15 protein-coding genes and 2 pseudogenes are annotated in these 14,967 nt (G+C 59.3%); 5 read left to right on the forward strand and 12 right to left on the reverse strand.

All coding sequences use genetic code 11. The features are described from left to right. On the forward strand, positions 1–199 hold a 199-nt coding region (locus GWQ44_RS30600; RefSeq protein WP_275929089.1), incomplete at its 5' end, for a hypothetical protein. Between the two features lie 20 nt (positions 200–219). Here GWQ44_RS30600 and msrQ read toward each other — a convergent pair. From msrQ to mrcB, 9 genes are all read right to left on the reverse strand, one after another. Then, positions 220–840: a protein-methionine-sulfoxide reductase heme-binding subunit MsrQ gene (gene msrQ, locus GWQ44_RS30605; protein WP_179599752.1), complete on the reverse strand. Its 621-nt coding sequence runs from the start codon at positions 838–840 to the stop codon at positions 220–222. Then, on the reverse strand, positions 840–1,853 hold the full coding sequence (gene msrP / locus GWQ44_RS30610; protein ID WP_275929090.1) for a protein-methionine-sulfoxide reductase catalytic subunit MsrP: 1,014 nt from the start codon (positions 1,851–1,853) through the stop codon (positions 840–842). Before msrP ends, msrQ begins: the two co-directional genes overlap by 1 nt. Positions 1,854–1,916: 63 nt before the next feature. Then, positions 1,917–2,774, reverse strand: a complete 858-nt coding sequence (gene pssA / locus GWQ44_RS30615; protein WP_047306129.1) for a CDP-diacylglycerol--serine O-phosphatidyltransferase — start codon at positions 2,772–2,774, stop codon at positions 1,917–1,919. 146 nt (positions 2,775–2,920) lie between these two features. Next, positions 2,921–3,937, reverse strand: a complete 1,017-nt coding sequence (gene ilvC / locus GWQ44_RS30620; RefSeq protein WP_007959661.1) for a ketol-acid reductoisomerase — start codon at positions 3,935–3,937, stop codon at positions 2,921–2,923. 45 nt (positions 3,938–3,982) lie between these two features. Then, positions 3,983–4,474, reverse strand: coding sequence for an acetolactate synthase small subunit (gene ilvN, locus GWQ44_RS30625; protein ID WP_016964842.1), 492 nt, complete (start codon positions 4,472–4,474; stop codon positions 3,983–3,985). A 2-nt stretch (positions 4,475–4,476) separates the two neighbouring features. Next, positions 4,477–6,201 carry an acetolactate synthase 3 large subunit gene (locus tag GWQ44_RS30630; RefSeq protein WP_042940970.1) on the reverse strand — a complete coding sequence of 575 codons (1,725 nt, stop codon included), beginning with the start codon at positions 6,199–6,201 and terminating at the stop codon, positions 4,477–4,479. A 549-nt stretch (positions 6,202–6,750) separates the two neighbouring features. After that, positions 6,751–7,086 (reverse strand): YqcC family protein, encoded by a 336-nt coding sequence (locus GWQ44_RS30635; protein WP_275929091.1) that lies wholly within the window; start codon positions 7,084–7,086, stop codon positions 6,751–6,753. After that, the gene (locus GWQ44_RS30640) at positions 7,086–7,832 is read right to left on the reverse strand and encodes a tetratricopeptide repeat protein (protein WP_275929092.1); all 747 of its coding nucleotides are present in this window, start codon (positions 7,830–7,832) and stop codon (positions 7,086–7,088) included. The genes GWQ44_RS30635 and GWQ44_RS30640 overlap by 1 nt, the downstream gene beginning before the upstream one ends. 16 nt (positions 7,833–7,848) lie before the next feature. After that, positions 7,849–10,173, reverse strand: coding sequence for a penicillin-binding protein 1B (gene mrcB / locus GWQ44_RS30645; RefSeq protein WP_047306130.1), 2,325 nt, complete (start codon positions 10,171–10,173; stop codon positions 7,849–7,851). 115 nt (positions 10,174–10,288) lie between these two features. Here mrcB and GWQ44_RS30650 point away from each other — a divergent pair, with 115 nt between their 5' ends. From GWQ44_RS30650 to GWQ44_RS30665, 4 genes are all read left to right on the forward strand, one after another. Next, positions 10,289–11,845: a bifunctional aminoglycoside phosphotransferase/ATP-binding protein gene (locus GWQ44_RS30650; RefSeq protein WP_275929093.1), complete on the forward strand. Its 1,557-nt coding sequence runs from the start codon at positions 10,289–10,291 to the stop codon at positions 11,843–11,845. A gap of 92 nt (positions 11,846–11,937) precedes the next feature. After that, positions 11,938–12,282, forward strand: coding sequence for a pentapeptide repeat-containing protein (locus tag GWQ44_RS30655; RefSeq protein ID WP_016964848.1), 345 nt, complete (start codon positions 11,938–11,940; stop codon positions 12,280–12,282). Positions 12,283–12,511: 229 nt separating this feature from the next. Beyond that, a complete protein-coding gene (locus GWQ44_RS30660) occupies positions 12,512–12,784 on the forward strand; it encodes a TfoX/Sxy family protein (protein ID WP_016964849.1) in 273 nt (90 codons plus the stop codon). A gap of 13 nt (positions 12,785–12,797) precedes the next feature. Continuing rightward, positions 12,798–13,604 carry a cyclic nucleotide-binding domain-containing protein gene (locus GWQ44_RS30665; RefSeq protein WP_047306132.1) on the forward strand — a complete coding sequence of 269 codons (807 nt, stop codon included), beginning with the start codon at positions 12,798–12,800 and terminating at the stop codon, positions 13,602–13,604. A gap of 230 nt (positions 13,605–13,834) precedes the next feature. Here GWQ44_RS30665 and GWQ44_RS30670 read toward each other — a convergent pair whose 3' ends face one another. The 3 genes and pseudogenes from GWQ44_RS30670 to GWQ44_RS30680 form a co-directional block, all read right to left on the reverse strand. Then, positions 13,835–14,701, reverse strand: a complete 867-nt coding sequence (locus GWQ44_RS30670) for a ChaN family lipoprotein (RefSeq protein WP_275929094.1) — start codon at positions 14,699–14,701, stop codon at positions 13,835–13,837. Positions 14,702–14,722: 21 nt separating this feature from the next. Then, positions 14,723–14,842: pseudogene (locus GWQ44_RS30675) on the reverse strand (heme ABC transporter ATP-binding protein); the annotation flags it as partial. 17 nt (positions 14,843–14,859) lie between these two features. Further along, positions 14,860–14,967: pseudogene (locus tag GWQ44_RS30680) on the reverse strand (IS110 family transposase); the annotation flags it as partial.

A 14,967-nucleotide genomic window follows, 5' to 3' on the forward strand; every position in this document is an offset into this window, starting at 1 on the left:
TGCTGTCAACACCTCTTTTCAACCGCTTTCGACCGAGACGATCGAATCGTTAACAAGGCGACCACACACTGCCTTATCAACTGCTTCTGGCTTCGATGAACTGAAGCGTAACCGCTGCCGAAAACTTGGTAACTCGTTGAATTTCAAGGAGTTTTCCGTTTCGACTGCGCCGGAAGTGGGGCGAATTATAGGCCTGTAGAATCTGCCGTCAACCTTTAATTACGTTTTTGTTGCAGACGGTTGTTTTTTAGCGACCAGGCGAGGAATACGACGCATCACCGCCGGCACACGCAGCAGCAACAGCAGCACACCTATAGAAGCGTAAACCACCCACTCCTTCAGATCTGCCCGAACGATCCAGAGCATATGCAGCAGCCCAAGCCCCAGGATGAGATAAACCAGGCGATGCAGCTTTTTCCAACGCGCCCCTAGACGACGCTGACTGTAGCGATTAGATGTCAGCGCCAATGCCAAAAGAAAAACGAACCCCAAGCTGCCGACAAAGATATAAGGCCGTTTGCGCAACTCCACACCCAACTGGGACAAGTCCAACCCCAGAATGAATACCCCATAGGCACTCAAGTGCAGCACTACATAGGCAAAGCACCACAACCCCAGTTGTCGGCGCACGGCGATCCAGCCCGGCCAGCCAGTGAGTTTCTGCATGGGAGTCATGGCCAAGGTAATCAACAGCAGCACCAAGGTGCCCAATCCCAGACGATCAACCAGTACCTTGCCCGGATCAGGCCCAAGGACCGAGCCCCAAGCTTCATACAGCCAATACAGCGGCCAGATAGCCGCAGCAATAAAGACTCCAATACGCCAGAACGAATAACGCATCAGTAGTTCTTCCGCAGATCCATGCCGCTATATAAGGAAGCGACCTCATCCGAGTAGCCATTGAACATCTGGGTTTCCCGTACATTGGGACTGAACAGGCTGCTGGGCAGACGCCGCTCGCGCGCTTGAGTCCATCGAGGATGATCAACTGTCGGATTCACATTCGCGTAAAAGCCATATTCATTGGCAGCAATACTCTGCCAAGTGGTCTTGGGCTGTGCGTCCACCAAGCTGATACGCACAATAGACTTCACACTTTTGAAGCCATATTTCCAGGGAACCACCAGGCGCAATGGCGCACCATTCTGATTGGGCAACTCACGCCCATACATCCCTACCGCAAGAATCGCCAATGGGTTCATCGCCTCATCAAGACGCAAGCCTTCAACATAGGGCCAATCGATCAAGGCAAAACCGGAACGCTGGCCCGGCATGCTCTTAGGATCCTGCAGCGTTTCAAAACGAATGAACTTTGCCTTGCTGGTTGGCTCCACTTGCTTGAGCAGCGCAGAGATAGGAAAGCCTATCCAGGGAATCACCATCGACCACGCCTCGACGCAGCGAAGCCGATAAATACGCTCCTCCAACGAGTAAGGCTTCATGAAATCTTCCAGGGCATAGCGCCCAGGCTTGGCCACCTCACCGTCCACGACCACACTCCATGGCTCGGTCTTGAGCGCACCCGCGTTGGCCGCCGGATCCCCCTTGTCAGTACCGAACTCGTAGAAGTTGTTGTAGTGGGTCGCGTCCTTGAAGGGCGTGATCGCCTCATCCTTGACGGTTACGGCTTGCCAGTGAGTGCTCGCCAATTTGTCGGAGAACCACGTCGGTGCACGGCCCGGCTCCACATCGGCATAACGCGTCGCATCCTGCGCAACCACCCAACGAGGCAACCCACCAACGGCCAGGCCTGCTGCCGCACCGCCCAGCAAACTGCGTCGAGAGAGATAAAGAGATTCTGGCGTGACATCCGACTCATGGCAGTCAGACGCTTTGGGGAATTTGAATAACATGGCAACTCCGCAGTATTGGAGGACAGATGTACCAATAGACTGCGGAGTATGGCGGAAATTACATCACTCGACGCTTTTGCGACGACGCAGGTGCAACAGGTACTGGATAGGACCCGAAGCCGCATAAGCGAGGAACACTAACAGCAGGATACGTGGTGGATCGCTGAACACCACGGCAAACACCAGCACCACAGCCAGAATCGCCACAAAAGGCACCCGCCCTTTCAGATCCAGGTCCTTGAAGCTGTTGTACTTGATGTTGCTGACCATCAGCATGCCCGCCGCCGCGACCATCAACGCCACCAGGAACGACATCTTCGATCCCTGAATGCCGTAATCGCTGAAAGCCCAGACAATGCCCGCCACCACGCCGGCCGCCGCAGGGCTGGCCAGACCGATGAAATAACGCTTGTCGGCGGTTCCCACCTGAGTGTTGAAACGTGCCAGACGCAACGCAGCCCCCGCCACATAGATGAAGGCGACCATCCAGCCAACCTTGCCCATGTCACCCAAGGCCCAGCCGAAAGCCAGCAAGGCCGGGGCAACGCCGAACGCCACCATATCCGACAGCGAATCGTACTCGGCGCCAAAGGCGCTTTGTGTATTGGTCATGCGGGCTACACGCCCATCCAGACCGTCGAGGACCATGGCGACAAAGATCGCAATGGCGGCAAAGGCAAAGTACTTGCTCGCCCCTGCTGTATCCCCGGCACTCAACGCGCTCTGGGCACTCATGGAACTGATGATGGAATAGAACCCCGCGAACAGGTTCGCAGTGGTGAACAGATTCGGCAGAAGATAGATACCACGATGCCGGACTTTACGGCCTTCAGCGTCATGCCCTTCTTCGACATGCTCATCGATCGGTAGCAGGCTTTCGGCGTCAGAGGCCTGGTTTGGCTCTTCGGGACGTTCGCTCATGGACAATACCTTGCAACGGTGTGAAAAGTTTCGACAGATACCCAGGGCCGCGATTCGGCCACAAAGGATCCAGCTTTATACCAGAACCTACCCGTCCAAACGAAAAAACGCGGCCTAGGCCGCGTTTTTCCTGACAAGACTCGAACTTAGTTCTTGGCTTTGTCGACGATTTTGTTGGCACCGATCCACGGCATCATCGAACGCAGTTGCTCACCGATGATCTCGATACCGTGAGCGGCGTTGTTACGACGCTTGGCGGTCATCGATGGGTAGCCAGTAGCACCTTCGCTGATGAACATCTTGGCGTATTCGCCGTCCTGGATGCGCTTCAGAGCGTTGCGCATGGCCTGACGGGATTCGGCGTTGATGACTTCAGGGCCGGTCACGTACTCGCCGTACTCGGCGTTGTTGGAGATCGAGTAGTTCATGTTGGCGATACCGCCTTCGTACATGAGGTCAACGATCAGTTTCAGTTCGTGCAGGCACTCGAAGTAAGCCATTTCTGGCGCGTAGCCCGCTTCAACCAGGGTTTCGAAGCCAGCTTTAACCAGCTCAACGGTACCGCCGCACAGAACTGCCTGCTCGCCGAACAGGTCGGTTTCAGTCTCGTCCTTGAAGGTGGTTTCGATGATGCCGGTACGGCCGCCGCCCACGCCAGCCGCGTAAGACAGGGCTACGTTCTTGGCGTTGCCGGACGCGTCCTGGTAGATAGCGATCAGGTCAGGAATACCGCCGCCCTTGACGAACTCGGAACGCACGGTGTGACCCGGAGCCTTCGGCGCGATCATGATCACGTCGAGGTCGGCACGCGGAACAACCTGGTTGTAGTGGATCGCGAAGCCGTGGGAGAAGGCCAGGGTGGCGCCCTTCTTGATGTTCGGCTCGATCTCGTTCTTGTACAGCTGGGACTGGAACTCGTCCGGGGTCAGGATCATGACCAGGTCGGCGCCGGCAACGGCTGCAGCAACGTCGGTCACTTTCAGGCCATGAGCCTCAGCCTTGGCAACAGTGGCCGAGCCTTTGCGCAGGCCAACAGTCACGTCAACGCCGGAGTCTTTCAGGTTGCAAGCTTGAGCGTGGCCCTGGGAACCGTAACCGATGATGGCAACTTTCTTGCCCTGGATGATCGACAGGTCGCAGTCTTTATCGTAGAAAACTTTCATGAATTTCCCCTATATCAGGCCGTTCCGGCCATTCGCTAATTTGAGTTAGATGCTCAGTACTTTGTCGCCACGGGCAATCCCGGTGACACCACTGCGTACGGTTTCCAGAATCGACGCGGTGCCGATCGATTGAATGAAGCTGTCGAGCTTGTCGCTGGTACCGGTCAATTGAACGGTATACACGCTGGCGCTGACATCAACGATCTGCCCACGGTAAATATCGGTAGTGCGCTTGACCTCGGCGCGCTGGGCGCCGGTGGCCTTGATCTTGACCAACATCAGTTCGCGCTCGATGTGAGCACTTTCCGAGAGGTCCACCAGCTTCACCACCTCGATCAACTTGTTCAGGTTCTTGGTGATCTGCTCGATGATCTCATCATGACCAACCGTGGTGAGGGTCAGACGCGACAGAGTCGGATCTTCGGTCGGTGCCACGGTCAAGCTTTCAATGTTGTAGTTACGCTGCGAGAACAGGCCGACTACACGAGACAAAGCGCCCGGTTCGTTTTCCAGAAGCAAGGAAATGATGTGCCGCATGATTAAGTACGCTCCGTCTTGCTCAGCCACATATCGCGCATAGAGCCGTCTTTGATCTGCATCGGATAGACGTGCTCACTGGTATCAACCTGGATATCGAGGAATACCAGACGATCCTTCATGGCGAACGCTTCTTCCATCTTCGGCTTCAAGTCCTTCAGGTCCGTGATGCGCATGCCCACGTGACCGTAGGCCTCGACCAGCTTGACGAAGTCAGGCAGCGATTCCATGTAGGAGTGCGAGTGGCGGCTGCCGTAGCTCATGTCCTGCCATTGGCGCACCATACCCAGCACACCATTGTTCAGGTTGACGATCTTGACCGGCAGGCCGTACTGCAGGCAGGTGGACAGCTCCTGGATATTCATCTGGATACTGCCTTCGCCGGTGACACAGGCGACATCATTATCAGGGAAGCTCAACTTGACCCCCATGGCCGCCGGAAAACCGAAGCCCATGGTGCCCAGGCCGCCGGAGTTGATCCAGCGATTGGGCTTGTTGAACTTGTAATACTGCGCCGCGAACATCTGGTGCTGGCCCACGTCAGAGGTGACAAAGGCATCGCCCTTGGTCACTTCACACAGAGTCTCGATCACTGTCTGCGGCTTGATGATGCTGCCGTCGCCCTTGTCGTAAGGGAACAGGCCGCGATCACCACGCCACTCGTCGATCTGCTTCCACCAGCTGGCGACCGTATCCTTGTTAGGGGTCTCGCCGATTTCCTTGAGTGCCGCGACCATTTCCGTCAGGACACTTTCCACAGGACCGACGATAGGCACATCGGCCTTGATGGTCTTGGAGATGGACGCCGGGTCGATGTCCACATGGATGATCTTGGCGTTCGGGCAGAACTTCGGAGCACCGTTGATAACCCGGTCGTCGAAGCGCGCACCAACGGCCAGGATCACGTCAGCGTGGTGCATGGTCAGGTTGGCGGTGTAGCTGCCGTGCATGCCGAGCATGCCGACGAACTGCCGATCGGTACCAGGGTATGCACCCAGGCCCATCAGGGTATTGGTCACTGGCAGATTGAGCATCTTGGCCAGTTCGGTCAGCGGTGCGGAACCGCCACCCAGGATCACGCCGCCACCTGCATAGAGCACAGGACGCTTGGCCGCCAGAAGCATTTCTGCCGCCTTGCGAATTTGTCCGGAGTGACCGCGAACGGCTGGGCTGTAGGAGCGCAGCTTGGCTTTCTTGGGAAAAACGTATTCGAACTTTTCAGCCGGGTTGGTCATGTCCTTGGGGATATCGACCACCACCGGACCAGGACGACCGGATTGCGCCAGGTAGAAGGCCTTCTTCATGACTTCCGGGATTTCCGAAGCGTGCTTGATCATGAAGCTGTGCTTCACGATCGGCCGGGAGATACCGATCATGTCGGTTTCCTGGAACGCGTCGGTGCCGACCATGGTGCTGGGCACCTGACCGGAAATGATCACCATTGGAATCGAGTCCATATAGGCGGTGGCAATGCCGGTAATGGCATTGGTCGCGCCCGGGCCGGAAGTCACCAGTACCACGCCGGCTTTACCGGTGGCACGGGCATATCCGTCAGCCATATGGGTTGCCGCTTGTTCGTGACGAACCAGGATGTGGGTCACTTCCGGTTCTTTGAACAGGGCATCGTAAACATGAAGGAGAGCACCGCCCGGGTACCCGTAGATATACTTGACACCTTCGTCACGCAAAAAGCGGACGAGCATCTCACCGCCAGATAAAAGCTCCACGTTGTTCACCTCTAAAACGCCAGAATACCGCCCTCAAAAGGGAGCGGGTCTTAATAGGTTTACTTCTCAGCAGAGCATGAGCGACGGTGGTCGCCGACTACGTCAGCACTGACTGAGCAAGTATTGGGAGCGCCCCAAAGTGTTGCGGGGTTTTCCCACCCAGCGCGAGGTAACGCGTTGCGGGTGTAGCACTTCGGCGCGGATGTGCGCCTCATGATCTGCTGAGTGGGTCTGCTTCTGGCAGTCCCTCTACAGCGGACTTTGGATTCTTCTGTTTCGTCCTCTTCAAGTCAAGTCGTCTATGTAGTTAATTCGAACTAAGCGCATGAGAACGCAAGAAAAAACCCAAAAACAACCACTGCCTGCACTTCAATTGCGCAATATTCGACAAGCAACTCAGAAATGCGCACCTTGACTTTGGTCATCGACCTATAGACGGGGACGGATCAAGGCTGCCGGCAGAACGACAGGAAGAGCGCGAGGAAGAGGTAGGGAGGACGCTGCCAGGCAGCTGGAGGCGACTGCCAGGACTCCCTGGCAGTCTCGGATTCAGCGGGTGGCCGTGATGAGTTGATCGAACTCTTTGAGCAACATTCGCAACTGCAGATCGCGCCCCTGCATCAGCCGGGTGGAGAACACCATGTCGGCCATCTCCTGGATACCGGAGGCATTGGGCAGCGGCAGATCCTGCTCCAGGATCACCTTCATGCGCGGCAGGAAGATCCACTGCAGCCACTGCTCGAAATCCAGCGTATCCACGGCAAAAGGCTGAGTACTGGCCAGAGCCTCGGCACTGGGTGCCACCTCGTCCCACAGCCCCTGCACGCGCAACTCGCGCTCGATCAGCAGCAACTGCTCGGCGATCTTGGGAAAACGCACATCCATCACAGCGAGACTCGGGCTTTCTGCCGTGCCTGGGCGGCACCGGCTGCATCACCCTGCTTCTCCCGTGCCTGGGCAATCAACTCCCACAAACTCGCCTGAAGATCGGGACGCCCATTGGCAAAACTCAGACCGCGACGGGCAAACTGTTCGGCTTGCGGAGCATCGCCCTGGGCCATGCGCACCTGCGCCAGACGGTAGAGCACCTGCGGCTCGCGCGGCGCGACACGCTGCGCGCGCTCAAGACTGGAGGAAGCACCGTTCAGATCGCCACTGGATTGCTGTTGCTGAGCCGTGGTCAGCAGCGCCAGCACGGGCCCGTCCAACTGCTCATCGGCCGACAAACCACCGGCCCGGGCCGACGGAATCCCGCTCGGAGTCGAAGGCATGTTGTAGGTGCCCTGATTGATCGGCGCCGACTGATAAGCGCCACCCTCCAACGGCCCAGGGGTAATAGGCCCGGACGTCACAGGCCCCGGAGTGATCGGCGAGCTGCTGATCGGTGCCGACGCCGTTGCGCCACCACCCGGGACCATCACCACCACACCGGAATCTTCCGGAATGGCCTGGGCCTGAGCTTGCGCCGGACGCTTGATGGTCGTCTGGCGAAAGCCACCGGAAGCGGAGATCCGCTCGCTGTTGGACACGGCAGTACCGGAGTCCACGACGGGAATGGAGCCGCGCTGCACGCTGGCGCAACCGTTGAGCAACGCCAGAGCTGTAATAGCTGGAACCCACCACTTGTTCACGTCAAACCCTCATCGCTTAGTTCATCCAGCCCTTGACCCAATCCATCACCGAATCGCTACCTGCCGGGGTTTCACCACCGCAAGAAGCGCCGGGAGGCGGTTCGCTGCCGCGAATATACGGCATCTGCACAGCACCCGGACAGTTGGCATCGGAGCCCTGCCCGGTACGCGAATCAACCCAGGCCTGCACCACGTTGTCCGGCTGCGGCATGTCCAGCGGCAGCGGATCGGCCTTGCGCATGAAACTGGTCCAGACCTGCAGGGCGCCCGTGGCACCGGTGAACGGCGTCTTGCCGTTATCGTCACGGCCCAACCAGACAACCGCCAGCAGATCCTGGCTGAACCCGGCGAACCAGCTGTCGCGCGAGTCATTGCTGGTACCGGTCTTGCCCGCCAGCGCCAGGGTCTTGGGCAACACGTTGTATACCGAGCTGCCCGTACCTTCGCGCATCACGCGCTGCATCGCACTCTGAATCAGATAGATCGACCCGGCATCGAAGCGCTGCTGGATCTGGAACGGATAGCGCTTGAGCGGCTCGCCCTCGGCTGTCAGCACGCTGCGAATCCCACGCATCGGCGTATTGAAACCACCATTGGCCAGGGTCTGGTACATGGTCGCCACTTCCATCGGGCTCATGCCGCCCGCCCCCAGCAACATCGATGGGAAGGCCGGGAACTCGCGGGTAACCCCCAAGCGTCCGAGGGTCTTCAGGACATTCGGCACCCCCACTTCCAGACCGAGCCGAGCGGTGGACAGGTTGTAGGAATGAGCCAGCCCCTGATACAGGAAAATCGTGCCGTGGGAGCGTCGATCGTAGTTCTGCGGTTTCCACACCTGGCCATCGGCGCCCTTCACCGAAAACGCCTCATCGGAGAGCCAACTGGTCAGGGTGTACTGGCTGGGCTTCTCCAAGGCCGTCAGGTAGACCGCCGGCTTGATCAACGAGCCGATCGGCCGCACCGCGTCCAATGCCCGGTTGAAGCCGGCGAAGCTGGCTTGTCGACTGCCAATCATGGCCTGAACTTCACCGGTTTCCGGATTGGTCACCACCATCGCGGCCTCGACATCCTCCGACCCCTTGCGTCCGGCCAGGCGTTTGAAGGTGTCATTGACTGAGGCTTCGGCCTTCATCTGCAGGATCGGATCGAAACTGGTGAAGATTCGCAGGCCTTCCTCGGTCAAGTCTTCGTCGCGGTAGTCTTCGCGCAACTGACGCTTGACCAGGTCAAGGAAACCGGGGAATGAGCTGTCCGCCAGGCTGCCGCGCTTGGTCACGCCCAGCGGCATCTTCTTCGCCGCTTCTACCTGTTCGGGCGTGGCCACGCCCTGCTGCGCCAGCAAGTCGAGCACCAGGTTGCGCCGCTCCAGCGCACGCTCCGGGTAGCGACGCGGGTTGTAATAGGAAGGGCCCTTGACCATGCCCACCAGCAGCGCCACCTGATGCAACTTGAGCTCGGACAACGGCTGGCTGAAGAAGAACTGGCTGGCCAGACCGAAACCGTGCACCGCACGCTGACCGTCCTGACCGACAAACACCTCGTTGAGATAGGCCTCGAGAATCTCCCGCTTGTCGTAATGCAGCTCCAACAGCAGCGCCATCATGGCTTCGTTGAGCTTGCGCGACAGGCTGCGCTCGTTGGTCAGGAAGAAGTTCTTCACCAACTGCTGAGTCAGGGTGCTACCGCCCTGACGCATCTGCCCCGACGAGGTGTTGACCCAGATCGCCCGGGCAATCGACTTCGGCGACACGCCAAAGTGCGAGTAGAAATCACGGTCTTCCACCGCCACCAGGGTTTCCAGCAAATACGGCGGCACCTGATCGATCTTGATCAGGATCCGATCTTCGAGGTTTTTCGGATACAGGCCACCGATCAGCAACGGTTCCAGACGGACCACCGCGAGCTTGGCGCCCTTGCTGCCGGAAAGCTCCGCCACGTAGTCGCCAGAGAAGCGCACACGAACCGCTTGCGCCTGCTCCAGCCCTTCGTAGAACTGGAAGCCGCGGGTGTTCAAGTCGACGGTATTGCCACTGACCGCCGCAGCGCCGGGACCGTTGGCAACACTCTCGCGGCGGTAGCCCAAGGCATCGAGTTCCGTCAGGAAGTCTTCCTTGCTGAGCTTTTGTCCGACGAACAGCTCCAGCGGCCGGGCATAGACCTTGGCCGGAATGGTCCAGCGCTTGCCAGAGAACTTTTCCTGGACCACGGCATCGAGGTAAACCGCAAAGCCGGCGAGCACCACCAGACCGACCAGACTGAGCTTGAGCGCCCAGCCCAGCCAGCGGCGCAGGCCACCAGAGGGAGTTTTTTTAGCGGAACGGGGGGATCGGGTACGAGTCATGGCGGCGGATTATACGCACTTTATTCATCCTCAACATGCGCCACCCGAGGTTTGCGTTACCCCTGCCAACCGCCATAATGACGCCCTCGATTTTCCCGCCTCTGAAGGATCGCCTGTGAGCCAGTCACTGATCGCCGCCCTGCAAAACCCCGCTCTGTTTCCTCATCCCGTTGAAGGGTTTCAGGTCATCGAAACCCACATTTCCTGGGTACTGCTCACCGGCCCCTTTGCTTATAAAGTGAAAAAGCCGGTCAATTTCGGTTTCCTCGATTTCACCAGCCTCGAGTCCCGCGAGCACTTCTGTGGCGAAGAGCTGCGCCTGAACCAGCGCCTGACCCAGGACCTGTACCTGGAAGTCCTGCCGATCACCGGCTGCGCCGAAACCCCAGAGCTGGGCGGTAACGGCCCGGTCATCGAATACGCCCTGAAAATGCGCCAGTTCCCACAAAGCCAGTTGCTCAGCACCTTGCAGGCCAACAGCGAGCTGACCACGGCGCACATTGACGAGATGGCGCAACAGATCGCTCAGTTCCACCTCAACGCCCCGAAAGTCCCGGCGGCACACGAAGCCGGCACACCAGAAAGCGTGATGGCCCCGGTGCGCCAGAACTTCGAACAGATCCGTCCGTTTCTCAGCGACAAGGCCGACCTGCTGCAACTGGAAGCCTTGCAAGCCTGGGCAGAAACCAGCTTCGAGCGCCTCAAGCCGCTGCTGGCGCAACGCAAGAGCGAAGGTTTCATCCGTGAGTGCCACGGTGATATCCACCTGGGCAACGCCACCCTGATCGATGACAAGGTGGTGATCTTCGACTGCATCGAATTCAACGAGCCCTTCCGCTTCACCGATGTCTATGCCGACACCGGCTTCCTCGCCATGGACCTGGAAGACCGTGGCCTGAAAAGCCTGGCACGGCGCTTCATCAGCCAGTACCTGGAGCTGACCGGCGACTACCAGGGCCTGGAGCTGCTCAATTTCTACAAAGCCTATCGCGCCCTGGTGCGAGCCAAGGTCAGCCTGTTCAGCCTGCCTGCCGAGGCCACCCCCGTGCAGCGCGCTACCACCCTGCGTCAGTACCGCAACTACGCGAATCTGGCGGAAAGCTACAGCACCATCCCATCGCGCTTCCTGGCCATCACCTCGGGCGTCTCGGCGGTGGGCAAAAGTCGCGTGGCCATGCGTTTGGTGGAAGCCCTGGGCGCCATCCGCCTGCGCTCCGACGTCGAGCGCAAGCGTCTGTTCGGCGAGCAGCAGGTGCCCAACGATCCCCACGCCGGCATCTACAGCAGCGAGGCCAGCAGCGCCACCTATGCGCGTCTGCATGAAATCGCCGAAACCATCCTGCGCGCCGGCTTCCCGGTGGTGATTGATGCGACCTACCTCAAGCGCGCCCAGCGGGATGCGGCGGCCAAGGTCGCCGAAGCCACCGGCACGCCTTGCCTGATCATCGACTGCAATGCGCCAGAAGCCGTGATTGCGAGCTGGCTGGCGCAACGCCAGGCCGACCAGAACGATCCGTCCGACGCGACCCTGGAAGTGATTGCCACCCAGCAAGCCACTCGCGAGGCCCTGACCGACGAAGAACTGCTGCGCAGCAAGCGCATTGAAACCAACGAAAGCGGCAGCCTGGATGCCCTGGTTGCCAACATCCGCCAGCGTCTGCCAGGCCTGTAACGACTGATTTCAGCCGTGAAGTGCAAAGACTTCACGGCTGAAAAACAGTGGCACTATACTGGCGTCATAAATCCAACACTGGTGACGTCGCCATGAGCCAACCGAAACTTCTGGATACTCCGCTTTACGCCCTGCTGCATAAAGATGACATCGTCGGCTTCAACCGCGAGCGCCCAAAGGATCGCCCCATTGACATGCGTGGCGGCGACTTCCGCGGCCTCGACCTGCGACAGCTGAACGCCCAGGGCATCGACTTCACCGACGCCTACTTCCGTTCCGCCGACCTGCGCGGCCTGGACCTGCGCGATGCCGCCATGGAAGGCGCCAGCCTGGCCCACGCACAGATCTCCGGTGCCTACTTCCCCGTCGAACTGACGGCTGATGAAATCCTCATGTCGGTCAACTTCGGCACCCGACTGCGCTACAACACCCGCTAAAGTCCCCTGCAATCGCTCTGTCCGGCGCCCTGCTGCGCGCCGGGCTGTGAATTTCCCCCGCTCTTTCCCTCCCCCCGCACAAGGTTCGCATACACCCGCTATCGCGCCTTGACCGCCCTGCCTTAGAAGCATTTGCGCCAAACCCGACCAACGAACAGCGCATTTTCTGCTGAGCGCTACACTCCTGTGAGGCTGCCCACTCACCATTCGGCCATCGCCAGGAGGCTTGATGAATGATGAACTGCAACACCTGAAGAACCTTGGCAAGACATCGGCACAATGGCTGCATGCAGTGGGCATCCATAGCGCATCGGACCTGCGCCGCCTGGGCGCGGTGGACGCATACAGGGCGGTGCGCACCCGAGGTTTTCGGGCCTCGAAAGTGCTGCTGTACGCCATTGAAGGCGCGTTGATGGACATGCACTGGAACGAGCTTCCCGCCGAACGCAAGGAGGCGCTGAACAAGCAGTTGGACGCCATTTCCTCTCGTCACAAGAACTGACTGGCAGAACCTTATGTATCTGATGGGGGAGCAACCGGCCTACGCCGATGCCTTGATCAACCGACTGCAAAGTATCCCGGCCCAGTTGCTGGCGGGCCTTTCACCCTGCGGCGCAACGCTGGAAGTTGAACCTGTGGCGGACCTGTCGGGCCTCTTGCCCGAACATCAGTTGTTCCTGCTGGACAGTGGCGTGATCCAGGCCAGCGTTGAAGAGCGTCCGCTGTTCTACCTGCATGAAGGCGATCTGGTAGGGCTGCGTCGAGGCCTCGAGCACCCGCAGTGCCAACTGAGCTGCGATGCGCCACTGAGCCTGACGCCCTACCTGCGGAGCGAGGTGTTCCGCCACATCTACGCCGATGAACAGCGCTCGGAATGGCTGCTGCAGTACCTGATCGGCCAGAGCGCCCTGCTCTGCGATGCCATAGCCCGCCTGAAACCGCCCGAGTTGCGCAGCAACAACGGCTTCAAGCGGGTGGAGCCGGGAGAAGTACTGATTACCCAAGGGGATGAGGCCGATCACGTGTTCGTGATTCTCGAAGGCCATGCCGAGGCCTTTGTCGACGGGCACAAAGTGGGCGACGTGCCCAAGGATGAGATCTTTGGCGCCATGGCGGTCTTCACCGGGGAAAAACGCAGTGCCAGCGTCATTGCCAATGAACCAAGCACGATCATGCTGATCCCCAAGGAGCAGTTTCTCAGCCTGACCCAGAGCAATCCGCGCATCGCCCACAGCCTGATCGAAAGCATGGCCCGCCGCATTGATCTGCTGAACAAGGAAGTGACCCGCCTCATGGCCTTGAACAGCCAGGCCCAGGAATAGATTCACCGAGAATCCAAACGAGCGTTTGACAAAAAATACGCAGGAACCGAAAAAGCCTGGTTGACTTCGAAATGAGAATCGTTATGATTATCACAACTGGTCGCGAGATCAGTCGATAACCTGGAAGACCAGTGGTTCGGACTCTCAGATTATCTCCTCATCAGGCTAATCACGGTTATTTGACCCGGCTCTTGCCGGGTCTTTTTTTGCCCATGAAACAGTACCGCCGATCAGGGTTTCAGTTGCGCGCAATAATCCTTGGCCGGCTGAGGCGGCGTATACCAGACGTAGTCCGCCGCGGCAGCGGGCACCTCGCTGCCCTGCTCCGCCAGGAGCAACACCACGACTGGCCGGCGCAGATCCAGATCAGCCATGTGCAGGGGCACCCCAAGGTCACGGCGCCCATGAAAGGCCCCCGCCAGCAACATGGCCGGCTCTGGCGCCGCCAGCAATCGCTCGGCCATGCGCCGATCCCGTTGCTGCTGCACCGCCAACATCGCCGGCACCTGAGCCTCAGGCAGCAAGCCGCAGTGGGATTCACGAATCTGCGCCGACAACGCCTGGGTCACGGACAAGGCATTGCTCTGCCTTCCATCGAGAACCGGCACCTGGGCATAGATCCGACCTATCTCCTGACGATCCAGATTGGCTGCCAGCAAGGGATAAGGCTGTCTCAGGGCATAGCCCACCACCGGCCCATAGAGCCCCCAATCCCAACCCGGTTGCCAGGCCAACGCCTCGATCAGACCGTCAGGCAAGCGCTGCCCGACCACCTCACGCTTGACCTTGTCGACGCGGGGCTGTTGATCGGGATTGAGCATTTCCAGTAACAGGCTGCCCTGCGGGCGCTCCATGGCCAGCGAGCGCAGCAGCCAGAGTTGCAAAAGATGATGATCGGCATTGTCGTGCTGCTCGCCGACGATCAGCCGAGGGGCTCGCGCCAGGCGCTCGACCAACGCCTCCGGACTCAGCGCCTGCCCCGTGCGCAGATCAAGGATGCTGCCCGAATCCGGCAGCACGGGCGGCGGCGCTGGCACCGGGTTGCCCTGACAAGCCACAAGCAACAGGGCTGACAGCAGAAGCGGCAGGGTACGCATCAAGGTTCTCCGTGTTCCGGGTCAACGGGCAATGATCAGCGGATGCCCGCGTTCAGGGTGTTTCTGTACCAGAACCTCCAGGCCGAACACCGCCTTCAGCGGCTCGGGTCGCAGCACTTCGGCCGGCACGCCGAGGGAATGAGCAACCGTGTCGAACTTCAAGCCATTTCAGCGAAGTGTTTCTGATCGCGGATCATGGCATTCAGAATCGTCAGCAGCTTTCTCATGCAGGCAACCAAGGCCACTTTCTTGCTCTTCCCAGCAGC

Origin of the sequence: Pseudomonas sp. 3MA1 (assembly GCF_029237275.1) — a bacterium.
In the GTDB taxonomy this organism is placed as follows: domain Bacteria; phylum Pseudomonadota; class Gammaproteobacteria; order Pseudomonadales; family Pseudomonadaceae; genus Aquipseudomonas; species Aquipseudomonas fluorescens_AP.

Excerpts from the sequence above, each read along its gene's own strand:
- msrQ (WP_179599752.1), bottom strand. The coding sequence starts at position 840 with ATGCGTTATTCGTTCTGGCGTATTGGAGTCTTTATTGCTGCGGCTATC.
- msrP (WP_275929090.1), bottom strand. The coding sequence starts at position 1,853 with ATGTTATTCAAATTCCCCAAAGCGTCTGACTGCCATGAGTCGGATGTC.
- pssA (WP_047306129.1), bottom strand. The coding sequence starts at position 2,774 with ATGAGCGAACGTCCCGAAGAGCCAAACCAGGCCTCTGACGCCGAAAGC.
- ilvC (WP_007959661.1), bottom strand. The coding sequence starts at position 3,937 with ATGAAAGTTTTCTACGATAAAGACTGCGACCTGTCGATCATCCAGGGC.
- ilvN (WP_016964842.1), bottom strand. The coding sequence starts at position 4,474 with ATGCGGCACATCATTTCCTTGCTTCTGGAAAACGAACCGGGCGCTTTG.
- GWQ44_RS30635 (WP_275929091.1), bottom strand. The coding sequence starts at position 7,086 with ATGGATGTGCGTTTTCCCAAGATCGCCGAGCAGTTGCTGCTGATCGAG.
- mrcB (WP_047306130.1), bottom strand. The coding sequence starts at position 10,173 with ATGACTCGTACCCGATCCCCCCGTTCCGCTAAAAAAACTCCCTCTGGT.
- GWQ44_RS30655 (WP_016964848.1), top strand. The coding sequence starts at position 11,938 with ATGAGCCAACCGAAACTTCTGGATACTCCGCTTTACGCCCTGCTGCAT.
- GWQ44_RS30660 (WP_016964849.1), top strand. The coding sequence starts at position 12,512 with ATGAATGATGAACTGCAACACCTGAAGAACCTTGGCAAGACATCGGCA.
- GWQ44_RS30665 (WP_047306132.1), top strand. The coding sequence starts at position 12,798 with ATGTATCTGATGGGGGAGCAACCGGCCTACGCCGATGCCTTGATCAAC.
- GWQ44_RS30670 (WP_275929094.1), bottom strand. The coding sequence starts at position 14,701 with ATGCGTACCCTGCCGCTTCTGCTGTCAGCCCTGTTGCTTGTGGCTTGT.